Below are 12,786 nucleotides of genomic sequence, written 5' to 3' on the forward strand. Positions count from 1 at the left end.
CTGGCTTACGGTGCGTGCTTGTAAGTTTGATACTTATTTGTTGGAATGTTTTGAAAAGCATTTCGACAGGATTCCATAAACTATGGCTCAAATTTCCCCAATTATTCGATTGAACTCTCTTGATAATGTCGTTGTTGCGATTCGTGAGATTCCTGAGGGGACAACTCTGGAAGATCTGTCTTCACAAATTGTGACTCGAGTACTTATTCCCGCTGGCCACAAGATTGCGACACGAGAGATTTCAGCTGGAGAGCCGATTTTCAAATATGGTCAGACGGTCGGGTTTGCTTCTAAAGACATTCGTAATGGAGATTGGGTCCATACGCATAATGTCGATTGTGGTTCTCTGAATCTGGAATATCGATACGCGGATGCCCTTCCTGAGACGGATTTCTTTTCCGAAGTCAGGAAGTTCCAAGGATATCGCCGGCCGAATGGCAAAGCGGCCACGCGAAATTATGTGGCGATTGTCAGTACTGTGAATTGCTCAGCCACCAGTTCACGACGTATTGCTGACCAGGTTGGGCCGGAGTTGCTCGAAAAATATCCTCATGTCGATGGTGTGATTGCTTTGACACACAAAGGAGGCTGTGCGTTCGAATATCAGGGATCGGACCACGAACAACTCAATCGGACATTGGCCGGTTATGCCCGACATCCAAATATCTGTGGATATCTGGTGATTGGACTCGGCTGTGAGACGGCTCAGGCGGATTATCTGGTTGACTCCCAAGGATTGGTCCAGCTGGAATCAGCCGACACGCCCGCGAAAAAATCGCGTCCGATGATTAACATTCAACAAGCTGGTGGTGTACGCAAGACAATCGAAAAGGCCCTGAGTGCCTTGCCGGAGATTCTGCAAGAGGCAGACCGTGCCCGACGGGAGCCCATCTCTGCTTCGGAATTGATTGTCGCGACCGAATGCGGGGGGAGTGATGGATATAGTGGGATCACTGCGAATCCGGCGATTGGCGTCGCCAGCGATTTGATAGTCCGCTCAGGCGGGACGGCAATTCTGTCTGAAGTTCCTGAAATTTATGGTGGCGAACATCTGCTGACCAGCAGGGCAATCAGTCGAGAAGTCGGCGAGAAACTGATCGAGCGAATCCACTGGTGGGAAGATTATGCGGACAAATTCCAACTCAAAATCGACAATAATCCTTCGGTCGGTAATAAGAAGGGTGGATTGACGACGATTTACGAGAAGAGCCTGGGAGCGATCGCCAAAGGGGGTTCGACGGCTCTCACTGCCGTCTATGAGTATGCGGAACCTGTCACTGCTAAGGGGTTTGTGATTATGGACACCCCCGGCTACGACCCGGCGAGTGTCACGGGTATGATCGCTGGAGGAGCGACCGTTTCCCTGTTTTCCACAGGCCGTGGAAGTTGTTTTGGAAGCAAACCGACACCGACTCTGAAAATCTGCTCCAATACGGCAACCTTCGACTATCTCAGTGAAGATATGGATATCAATGCCGGCGATGTTCTTGAGGGAACCAGCCTGGAACAGAAGGGGCAAGAGATCTTTGAGGAGATTCTTGCGGTCGCTTCCGGGAAAAAAACCAAATCTGAGGCGGCTGGGATCGGAGATGAAGAATTTTGCCCCTGGTCGCCTGGCCCAATCTTTTAAAGATTGTCTTAAGTTGTTTAATGGCAACACCTTACTGCTTAGTTTATGACGATTTCCAGAGAAGATGCTTCTGGAATAAACGCTAAAGTCGTCAGGATTCGCACGATTGTGAGAACCGTTACAGCCGGAAATCACCAAAAATACGGCATCACCGTCACAATCGTTACAGCTTCACAATCCCCACAACCGATACTACCGGCAGGTCCACAATTTTGCGCACTGTCTAGTGATGTGTGAAATTGATGCCAACAGGTTCCTCTGGTTCAGGTCAAGATCGATGATGCCTCAAGAGATAAAGTCGCTGATGACAAACATAACGAGAATTCTCGATCGGAACGGCTCGCTCCCCCAAAAAAGTCAAGGACGACCTCATATGCGAGGATTTCGCCGCTTCTGTGTCGGTATCGCTGCAATGGCTCTTGCCTGGTCAAGTACGACCGCACAAGCCCAGCCCGAACCGAGATATTACGAAAAATCGGCCACCCCAGAAGGGGGATGGTCTCCGAACAGTTTTCAACCTCAGGGGCCTTATGGTGCAGGCGGTCCACAAACCGCTGGACACTGGACTCCAGAGATGATGGCTGGCGGCGTACAACAGGCTCAATTTCAGCAGGGTCCCCCTTCTCCAGGTGGTCCGGGCAATTTTAATGGCATGCCTCCCGGTGGGAATCTGAATCCGTATCCTGGTTTGGACATGTACCGCTATGGTTTCCAGCAGACGACTAATGAAGGCGGCTTGTGGTACAAGCGTATGCTCAATGCGTCTCGTACCTATACGGGGAGCGTCGAATTCCTGGTCCCGGTTTACAATGAACCGGGAGGAGAATTATTCGGTTATGGTGGTATCGATACGAATGTCGTCGCCACCGACCGCATTCCTCCATTTTATTTCACGTCGCCTCGTGACCCAGGTGCTGTGGCCACAAATGGCGGTCAATCGTCTCTGCAGGGAAGTCAAGCTTTTTATGATCGTTATTTTCAGGCTAGAACTTTCGATCAAATGTTCAACGACATGTCTAGTGGCGGAGTGAAAATTGAACTCGGTGTCGAAACTGAAGATGGCAGTGGTTGGAGTGTGAATGGCTGGTACGGTGGAGAATCAAATCAGGTATTCCAATATGGAGATGACCCGATTCGATCCTACACACCAGTCGTTGGTGGGGATCCCTTTTCTTTCCTGGGCAACGACCCACTCTATCTGCTGGAATTGAGTGCCTTGACTGGTGGATTGCCAATCAATAATGGAAGTGGTGTCGCCGATACGATTGCTTTCGATACATTGTTCGAAGTTCAATACTCCCAGGAAGCCTGGGGAACAGGACTTCACTTTTATAAACCCGCCATTGCCAGTGGTGATGGATACCGGGTTCGTCCTATTCTTGGTTTGCGTTATGTCAATATCCGCGAAGGGTATAACTTCCGTGGATTGGACAGCGGTGGTGAATACGAGTTCCTCAACTTTAACGATATTGATGTCGAACAAGAGTTTGACACCGCTGGAAGCTTGGACTTCGGGCTCGCGACTGTTGGTGCTCAAACTGGAGAACCTGGTTTTGAGGGGCGTCCCACACCAGATTCCTTCAATGATGGAACCATTGAAGGTTTTATCAGCCAGGCGAATCCGCAAATCTCGTTACCAACGAATCCTTATGAAGTGCAGGTGGCGGCCTATAACCAGGCTCATGCTGCTGGACCGGAAATTGGGGTTGAAGCAGAATTTGGTGGTGATGACACACAATTGACATTGACTGCGATTGCAGGTTTGACCGCCACCAAAGAAAATTTGCGTCTCGACGGTTACGGAATTTACAACCATTTTCTGAACAATGTAGATCCCGACAATAATATTTTGACACCGGATGGTGGTGAAATGGGAACCGGAATTGGAGGCTTAACCAATGAAGATACCCGATTCAACGACCGAGCCAGTTCAACACATGTCTCCCCCCTGTTGGATTTGTCGGTTAAATTTGAATCCCGTATTTTTCAGTACATCCCTGGCTTGAATCGAATCGAATTCTTTGATGAAGCCCATTTCTCAACCAGTTACGGGTTCCTGTATGTGGGAAATCTGTCACGACCTGCCAACTCTGTTGAGTATGTGACCTTCCCGATCAATCCAAGTCTCGATCCGAACCGCAGCGGGTGGACGATGACCCAATGGACCTTCGGTTTAAACTGGGAACGCTAAGAATCCTTTGTATGAATAATAAAAAGCCCTGCAGTACAACTCGTGCTGCAGGGCTTTCTTTGATTGGCGTTTGTCTTTGGCGATCAATAATCGACTGTACTTCAGGTCACACTCAGTTCAGCCAGTCAAGTGATAGTCATCGACTAAACCGGTAAAGATTACGAGCGATCACTCACAGGAACATAAGATCGTTCTTCGTATCCCACGTAGTTGGCTTTTGGACGGATGATCTTGTTGTCCTGAACCTGTTCGAGCACATGGGCACACCAGCCTGTGATGCGGGACGCGGCGAACACACAGGTAAACATGTGGCCGGGAATTCCCATATAATATTGCAGTGAAGCCGAGTAGAAATCGACGTTGCAGTTTTTATTGATTTCGGCGGTCACGAGTTCTTCCATTTTAATAGACATGTCGTACCACTTCGGTTCGCCCGTTTCGATGGAAAGACGGCGGGAAAGTTCCTTGAGGTGTTTGGCGCGAGGGTCCTGTGTCTGATAGACCGCATGGCCGAAGCCCATGAATTTGCCTTTATTGGCTCGCACGGATTTAACCCAGCCTTCAACGTTCTCGACGGAACCAACTTCTTTGAGCGTTTCAAGAACAGCAGTGTTGGCTCCTCCGTGAAGAGGACCTTTCAGTGCGCCGATGGCACCGGTGATTGAGGAATACATATCAGTTAATGTGGCGGCAATGACACGAGCAGCGAAGGTGCTTGCATTCAAGCCGTGCTCGGCATGCAGGATCAAAATCAGATCCATCGCCTTTTCAGCATCTGCACTGGGCTTCTCTCCATTGAGCATATACAGACAGTTGCCGGCATGAGAGAGACTGTTATCCGGTTCAATCGGATCCTTGCCTTCAATAATCCGTTTGATGGCTGAGAGCAGCGTGCCAATTTTTGCAGTCAGCATAAGCGAGTCATCGAAGAACGATTCCTTCGAGTTATTGTCTTCATTGGGATCAAGATTCCCCAGCATGGAAACCCCGGTTCGCATCATCGACATCGGGTGAGCATCTTTGGGAAGTGCTTTCAAGACATCATAAACTTCCTGGGGAACGCTCCGTTGAGCTTTGAGTTTATCTGAAAACTCTTCGAGTTGTTCACTGGTTGGCAATTCGCCGTAGTAGAGAAGATAAGCCGTTTCTTCGAATGTGCTGAATTTTGCCAATTCGTCGATGTGGTATCCACGATAGATCAGTTGTCCTGTCTGTCCATCGACATGAGAAATACTACTATCGGCGGCAACAATGTTTTTCAAACCTTTGGAGGTCGTGGCTGTCATTGGTGATGAACTCGATTTTCTAACGGTATCTAAAACGGTGTGATAATCAGCTGATGATTTTTGAGGCTGAGAGTGAAGACTATTTGGTTATGTTCTCAATGCATGAGTCAAATTTAATGTTTAATTATAACGCGGAATTAGTGAGATTCCAACGGTGTCAACCCGATACGGCCAGTAGATTACCCTCGGGGATGACAAGCTCGATGGATCGATTTCAGTCGACTGTGCTCAACGTGTGTATAAATTTGAGTCGTACGGATGTTCGCATGCCCCAGCATTTCCTGAAGTGCTCGAATTTCCGCTCCCCCAGCCAGCATATGCGTTGCAAAGCTGTGCCGCAACGTATGCGGACTGACTTCACCACTACAACCGACTCGACCGGCATATCTCTTGACCAGTCTCCAGATTGTCAAACGTGTCAGTGCACGCCCGGTTCGACTTACAAACAAGGCGTCCTCTTGCGATCGGTTCGCAAGCACTGGACGTTCATGTTCCAGATAGGTCTCAATTGCCAGAATCGCAACAGGATTTAAAGAGACTATTCGTTCTTTATTTCCTTTGCCAATGCATCGGCACGTTTTCTCTTCCAATGAGATTTGCGACCGTGTCAGCGAAGCAACTTCCGAAGCTCGACAACCGGTTGCATACATCAAACACAGAAGAGCCCGATCCCGCAAGGGATAACCATCCTGTTTTGTTGGTGCATTGAGTAATGCGTCCACTTTTTCAGGACTGAGAACTTTGGGAAGATATTGCCACAACTTGGGAGAATTCAGCAATTCCGCAACACTCTCGGTCAGTTGACCTTCCAGAACGAAGTATCGAAAAAGTGTTTTGAGGGCCACCAGTTTTCTCGCTATTGAAGTAGCTGAGAGTTGCCGGTCGTGCAAAGACTGCATAAACAGGGAAAGAGTTTTCAAATCGAGTTTTCGGAGATCGCTGATTCTCCGGGACTGCATCCATTCATAAAACTGACGAATATCCCGTGTGTATGCCTGAACGCTGTTGTCAGCCATGCTGCATTCGGTTCGCAAAAAATGTGCAAACTCCTCAACCCGTGTCTGAGCAAATTGTTCCTGAACCACTTGGAGTGGTTGAGTTTGAGTCGGCTTAAATCGTGGAGGCATTCCGCTTTACTTTCGAATTCAGACAGGAACAATTCCATTGATTTCATCAAGCACTGCCTGACTCACCTTTACTGCTCAATCGAGCTTTCAATATTGACCTCAAATCGCAATTCCGCTGGTTATTTACTTTGTCGAGTAAGCATGCATTCACGACATTGAGCGATGTTCAGACTATTAGTCATTTCGTCGAATGCAGAGGACCAACTTCAATGGGGGTCTGGTTAGCGCGTTTATGAGGAGGTGCGGCTGGTCATTCCGTTCACTTGGGAACAAGGTGGATTATCATAGCCCGAAGCCTGAGCGAGGGGACGGCTTCCGATTAACAATCCCCTTAAACTCTGATATCAAAAAACGCTTTTACCATTTTATGCAAAAAAGTGGTCAGTCTTGAGAACAGGCGAGTGTGAAGCTCTGCTTCAAGTCTAAGTGCTCACGATTACCCATAAAACGTAGCGAGGCTCTGGGGGACTTGCGATCCCAGAAATGACCTTTGACCATTTTTAAATGGTTTCTGCAGTCGCTTTAACACCAAATGTCCTGAGATCGCTCTGTTTGCTCCTGCTGAACGCTGCAGGTAATTTTTGAAATACTCTGGGGAACTCTTTAGGACCACAAACCGTTGCGGGGGTGTTGTTCGGTCAGATCCGCGAATTTCTGAAACTGTTCGCGTGCGTCTGCGGAAAGTTCTTTGGGAACGATGACTTTGACGATAATCATCTGATCGCCGCGAACTTTCGTTTTGCTGTCCAGAATCCCTTTTCCCTTCAGTCGTAACTTCGCCCCGCTGGACGTCCCTGAGGGAATAGTGACTGTCACTTCGCCTTCATTCAGAGTCGGGACATCGACTTTTGCACCCAGAACCGCCTCAGCCAGACTGACCGGAACATCGAGCAAGAGATTGGCTCCCTCCCGTTTGAAATACGGGTGTGGAGCGATTTTGACTTTGATCAGCAAATCGCCGGATGGCCCACCCGTGACGGAATGTTCTCCCTGCCCGGCCAGACGAATGGTAGCACCATCGTGAATGCCCGGCGGAATCTTTACTTCGAGAGTTTCGTGCTTGCCCGCATTATTGAGCGTCAAACCGTATTTGCCACCTTCGGCAGCCAGATGGAACGGCACAGTGACCTGCGACTGGATATCGCGCCCTTTTTGCGGACGGGCCTGACGTCTCCCGCCACCCTGATTGAAGCCCCCGCCGAACAGATCTCCAAAATCGAAGCCCCCGCCTCCGCCTCCTCCAAAAATCTGTTCAAGATCGACCGGACTGGCTCCTCCAGAGGAACGATAATGTCCGCCGCCACCCATATTTTCGAATCCAGCACCGTACTGATCGTATTTCTGGCGTTTTTCTTTGTCGCCCAGAATTTCGTAAGCGGTTTGAATCTCTTTGAACTTTTCCGCAGCCGATTTATCGTCGGGACGACGATCGGGATGATAATCGCGTGCGAGCTTGCGATAAGCCTTCTTGATCACATCTTCAGAGGCGCCGCGTTCAACACCTAACGTTTTATAATAATCCTGGCTGGCCATAAATGGATCGAAACTTACTGATGAGAGTGAGGAGATTTGCTTACGCGATATCATATCCAGCAAGCAGAAATACCCTGCAGGTTGGTATGGAGCTTACATCATCTCAATTGTACTGGCAAAATATTGCGAATAAAGTGTAGGGACAGAATCTCCTCAGGACTGAGAATTATTACTGTCCATATTATAACTGACCTCATTGTGACTTGTTGATTCTTCGGTTTACCGCAGACGTAGCTCGTGATCTCGAATAATTCTTTGGGGGAAGAGTCAGAGGTATGTTTCTGTTTGCATCGCTACTTATCGGGCAGACAGACTCTTATGAGCTAAGTCCCCCCAAGACCATGGGGATTTTATCGGCTTCGCGAGTGTTAATAATATTGAACAGGGATGTTTTTTCTGCTGCAGTATTTTGTGAAAGTCTAAAAATTTTTCAAAATAATATGAACAAAAGTAACGCTCCCTACGTCTTAAGGTAACACGGAATTCATTCCATCCTTGTAATTGTGAAATCAACTCTGAACACATTCGCGAAGGAAAGACCCTTTACTCATGAAACGTATCAGTTCGTTATGTTTTGGATCGATCGCGACTATCTACTTGGCCTTGTGGATTTATCAACTCGGTTTTGAAGACGGTCGCTCCGATGCCAGTGCTGTATTTGAAAAAACAAATCGCGAATTGAATTTAAAAGTCAACTGGTACGAACAGCAATGTCGAAATTCAGAACTTGCATTCAGATGCCCATAAAGATTCAGGAGCTGATGCTCCTTGCATAGCTCCTGTAAATTTCTCACCAGAATTATCGACCAGCGATTTTGTTGAGGGCATCGCTTGAAATATAGGCCTGTTCTCCCTCAGCGGTTTCAATCAAGGAATAGCTACCTGCAGATTCCACCAGTTTTACTTCGGTTCCGGCTGTTAATTTTCCATCAGGTGGAGATCCCTGCTGAGGTCCACCTTTGTAGTATTCGGTCTCCACGGAAATGGAGTGAGTCATCGATGTTTTTGGCTCAGGAGAAACTTCTGGTTCCGATTGTCCCTCCGGGGGAGGCCCCAGCGGTTTCACCGGGGCAGCTTTTGGTGAAGGCGAGGATTGTTCCGTCTGATTTGAACAGCCTGTAGCAAAAAATAAGAGGCTTGTGGCGAAAAGGATAAAATGTGATTGCTTAAGTTGCTCTTGAAAAATCGTCATAGTCGTTTTCTGCTTTTTGGGGAGTCCAGGAATCCTGAGAAAAATGCAGGCTCTTCACATTAAGACCTGCAAGGTCATCACAGTGAATTAACAGATTTTTGGACCAGCGGCAATAACCTCTTCAGAGACACCATCTTCATAGGTTTTGAAGTTCTTGCAGAATCGTTCTGCAAGCCCTCGTGCCGCCTTTTCGTATTCGGCTTCGCTGGCCCAGGTGGTGCGTGGTGTCAAAATACCTTTTGGCACACGGGGACATTCTGTGATGACATCGAATCCGAAAATCGGATCCTTTTCGGTCGGTGCATCTGTCAGTTCGCCTGAGTGAATCGCGTCGACAATGGCTCGGGTTTGTGGCAGTGGAATTCGTGCCCCGACTCCATAAGCTCCCCCGGACCAGCCCGTGTTGACCAGCCAGACATTCGCATTGTGCTTTTTGATTTTCTCTGCGAGCAGGTCCGCATATTTTGCCGGATGCCAGACCAGGAATGGTCCTCCGAAACAGGGAGAAAACGTTGCTTCCGGCTCTGTCACACCAACTTCTGTCCCCGCGACTTTCGCAGTATAGCCAGAGATGAAATGATACATGGCGTGTTCTGGAGAAAGTCGACTGACCGGCGGAAGAACGCCGAAGGCATCGCAGGTGAGGAAAATCACATCCGACGGTGGTTCAGCCACACATGGGATGATGGCGTTACTCATGTGCTCGATCGGATAGGCCCCTCGAGTATTTTGCGTAATGGTCGTGTTATCAAAGTCGACATGATGACTGTCACGATCGTAAACCACGTTTTCGAGCACGGCTCCATATTTCAGAGCATTGAAAATTTCCGGCTCGCGTTCTCGGGAAAGATAAATCGCTTTCGCATAACAGCCACCTTCAACATTGAAGATGCCGTCGTCAGTCCAGCAATGTTCGTCGTCACCAACGAGATAGCGTTTCTGATCAGCTGAGAGTGTCGTTTTTCCGGTGCCGGAGAGACCGAACAGAACAGACGATTTTCCAGTAGCTTTATCAGCCGTGGCCGAGCAGTGCATGGAGAGAATATTGTTTTTCGGCCCCCAGTAATTCATGATCGTGAACACACCCTTTTTCATTTCACCGGCGTATTCAGTACCAAGAATGACGATTTCACCCATCTCGATATTTAAATCGACACTCGTTTTCGAAGTCATACCTGTGGTATGCCGATTAGCGGGGAATCGACCCGCATTCAGAATTGTATAATCAGGCTCTCCAAAGGTTTTGAGCTGTTCTTCGTTCGGTCGAATCAGCATGTTCGACATGAACAAGGCGTGATAAGGTCGCGAGCAGATCACACGGACCTTCAATTGTGTTTTGGGATCCCAGCCGGCAAACGCATCGATACAGTAAAGTCGATCCTGCGTGTTGAGGTAATCGATCGCCCGTTCGCGATTGATGTTGTAGGTCAGTTTATCGAGCGGCGAATTGACCGGACCCCACCAGACGTCCTTTTCGGATTCCTCGTTTTTAACAACACGTTTGTCTTTAGGTGATCGACCAGTTTTCTCACCAGAATAAGCAATCAGGCAACCGGTGTCGGAGAGAGTAGTGCCCCGATCAAATCGAATCGCTTCTTCATACAAAGTTGAGGGGGAAGGATTGCGGAGAACATCTTCTACCTGGATGCCGTGCAATTTCAAATCAAAGCCAGCCATACGTACGATTCCTTCAAGTATTCTGCTTACTGGGGACCTGATCAGATCAGATGTTATTTTTGTAAATGTCTTACTAAGTGTGTCACTGCTGGCTTGCCCGGCAGTGTTTCATTTGACGTTAAATATCTATATTTATGAAACCACGGATGGACTCGGATTTTCACGAATGTTTTTATTTGTGCAAATCTGCCTATATCCGCGGTTCTCTTTCTTCACGGTTCTCGTTCTTCCAAGTAGAGGGCACACTCGCTTGCGCTTCGTGCTTGTATTTCTTTCTTCCTGAGAGGCATTGTCGATCATTCGTCCAGATTGCACAACTCAAGAAACCCTCTCTTCACCTGAGAATTTACTACGACTAGAGAAAAAACGCATAGAAAGTTACTCTTGTCCGAGCGTCGTGAGCACAAAATAAAAACTTAAAGAGCGAATCCCCTTCGGAGTCACCGATGAATATTTTCAAAGCTCCCCTGCACATTCAAATCCTCGTCGCATTGATCGTCGGAGCGGTGCTGGGAATTGTGATGAACCCCGGAACGACTCAGTTTTCGGATCCGAACAGCGAATTTACGCTGCAAACTCAGGATGGAAAAATTCTGATTGTCGAAAAAGAACGTTCCGCAAAAGGGGAACTGGTTCCTGTCGTTCCTCCGGTCTCCGTGACTCCCGAACAATACGAAAAACGCTTTGACTATTTGCCGCCCGTTTCCGATGTCCAGGCTGGAGATGTGACCGTCAAAGTCACAGAGCGTCGATTTCGACTCGTGGAAGATTCCACCGGGATCGCCATCAATTATTCCCGGAAATATAACAATCATCTCCTAATGACTGATGATCGTGTTTCCAATCGGGCGGAACTGGAAAAAAAATATCCGGTCTTCCTGGCAGCATACGATAATTACAGTAGTTCTCTTTCCCGTCTCGTCACGATCAGTTCGAAATGGATCGGAGATCTGTTTCTGCGACTGCTCAAAATGGTGACGATTCCGCTGATCGTTTCCTCTCTGATTACCGGAGTGGCCGGTTTGGGAGGAACCGGAAAACTCGGTTCCATGTTCGGCAAGACGCTTGGCTATTACTTTGTGACCAGCGTATTAGCGATTACGACCGGCATCATCATGGTCAATTTAATCCGCCCCGGGATCGGTGCGACATTACCTGGTACGGGTGAAGTGACGACATTCGGAGAAAACGAGTCGCTGATCGGCATCTTCTCAGGCATGGTCGACAATATGATTCCCCCGAACCCTGTCGCCGCTCTGGCAAATGGTGATTTTCTTTCGATCATCTCATTCAGCATCCTGTTCGGTGTGTTCATCGTTCGATCTAAAGAAGCGACCCGTAATACAATGACAGGCTTCTTCAACGCGTTTTTCGATGTAATCATGGGCTTGACGATGTTCATCATTCATCTGGCTCCTATTGGTGTGCTCGCCTTTATGACATTCGCAACGGCATCGCAGGGAATCGAAATCTTCGGCACTCTCGCCTGGTATATGCTGACGGTCTTTCTGGCTTTGATGGTTCATGCTCTGATTACTATGCCTTTAATCCTGAAATTCATTGCCAAGCGTTCTCCTGTGGCTTATGCACGAGCACTCAGTCCAGCTTTGATGACCGCCTTTTCAACCGCTTCTTCCAACGGAACACTCCCTTTAACGATGACTTCTGTTGAGCAGAATGCGGGAATTTCGAATCGGACCAGTTCGTTCGTCTTGCCGCTTGGCGCAACCATAAATATGGATGGAACGGCTCTTTATGAAGCGGTTGCGGTTCTGTTTATTGCTCAGGCCACTGCAGGATTTGAGCTTTCGCTTTCAACGCAAATCATCGTTGCTATCACCGCTCTGCTGGCCAGTATTGGAGCAGCCGGAATTCCGCATGCGGGGTTAGTGATGATGGCGATCGTTCTGCAAGCTGTCGGGTTACCACTCGATGCACAGGGAGTGATTATCGCCGTCGACCGCGTGCTCGATATGTGTCGTACAGCGATCAATGTCTGGAGCGATTCCTGCGGTTGTGCAGTTGTCGAGCAACTGACTGCAAATGATGAAGAAAATACGCCATCAGTCGTCCAATCAACGCCCTCCTGAGGGGATTCGAATCTCTTCAAAATTTGACTTCGCTTTTATCCATCATTAAACATTGATAAA

General features: G+C 48.3%; 9 protein-coding genes. 4 read left to right on the forward strand and 5 right to left on the reverse strand.

Annotation, left to right across the window (positions count from 1 at the left end):
- Positions 1–82: 82 nt before the first annotated feature.
- Both Pan54_RS14870 and Pan54_RS14875 read left to right on the forward strand, forming a co-directional pair.
- On the forward strand, positions 83–1,630 hold the full coding sequence (locus Pan54_RS14870; RefSeq protein ID WP_146504232.1) for a UxaA family hydrolase: 1,548 nt from the start codon (positions 83–85) through the stop codon (positions 1,628–1,630).
- A gap of 373 nt (positions 1,631–2,003) precedes the next feature.
- Positions 2,004–3,821, forward strand: a complete 1,818-nt coding sequence (locus tag Pan54_RS14875) for a hypothetical protein (RefSeq protein ID WP_146504233.1) — start codon at positions 2,004–2,006, stop codon at positions 3,819–3,821.
- Between the two features lie 158 nt (positions 3,822–3,979).
- Here Pan54_RS14875 and Pan54_RS14880 read toward each other — a convergent pair whose 3' ends face one another.
- The 3 genes from Pan54_RS14880 to Pan54_RS14890 form a co-directional block, all read right to left on the reverse strand.
- Positions 3,980–5,107, reverse strand: coding sequence for a citrate synthase (locus Pan54_RS14880; protein WP_146504234.1), 1,128 nt, complete (start codon positions 5,105–5,107; stop codon positions 3,980–3,982).
- Between the two features lie 179 nt (positions 5,108–5,286).
- On the reverse strand, positions 5,287–6,234 hold the full coding sequence (gene xerD, locus Pan54_RS14885; RefSeq protein ID WP_146504235.1) for a site-specific tyrosine recombinase XerD: 948 nt from the start codon (positions 6,232–6,234) through the stop codon (positions 5,287–5,289).
- A gap of 603 nt (positions 6,235–6,837) precedes the next feature.
- Positions 6,838–7,767, reverse strand: a complete 930-nt coding sequence (locus Pan54_RS14890) for a DnaJ C-terminal domain-containing protein (RefSeq protein ID WP_146504236.1) — start codon at positions 7,765–7,767, stop codon at positions 6,838–6,840.
- Between the two features lie 549 nt (positions 7,768–8,316).
- Between Pan54_RS14890 and Pan54_RS14895 the strand changes: the two genes are divergently transcribed.
- Positions 8,317–8,514, forward strand: coding sequence for a hypothetical protein (locus tag Pan54_RS14895; RefSeq protein WP_146504237.1), 198 nt, complete (start codon positions 8,317–8,319; stop codon positions 8,512–8,514).
- 52 nt (positions 8,515–8,566) lie between these two features.
- Here Pan54_RS14895 and Pan54_RS14900 read toward each other — a convergent pair whose 3' ends face one another.
- Complete coding sequence (locus Pan54_RS14900; protein WP_146504238.1) at positions 8,567–8,959, reverse strand: SH3 domain-containing protein; 393 nt, start codon at positions 8,957–8,959, stop codon at positions 8,567–8,569.
- An 87-nt stretch (positions 8,960–9,046) separates the two neighbouring features.
- Positions 9,047–10,636: a phosphoenolpyruvate carboxykinase (ATP) gene (gene pckA, locus Pan54_RS14905; protein ID WP_146504239.1), complete on the reverse strand. Its 1,590-nt coding sequence runs from the start codon at positions 10,634–10,636 to the stop codon at positions 9,047–9,049.
- A gap of 446 nt (positions 10,637–11,082) precedes the next feature.
- On the opposite strand from pckA, the gene Pan54_RS14910 reads away from it, so the two are divergent.
- Complete coding sequence (locus Pan54_RS14910) at positions 11,083–12,726, forward strand: dicarboxylate/amino acid:cation symporter (RefSeq protein ID WP_146504240.1); 1,644 nt, start codon at positions 11,083–11,085, stop codon at positions 12,724–12,726.
- Positions 12,727–12,786: the final 60 nt, after the last annotated feature.

Source organism: Rubinisphaera italica (assembly GCF_007859715.1).
Lineage (GTDB): Bacteria > Planctomycetota > Planctomycetia > Planctomycetales > Planctomycetaceae > Rubinisphaera > Rubinisphaera italica.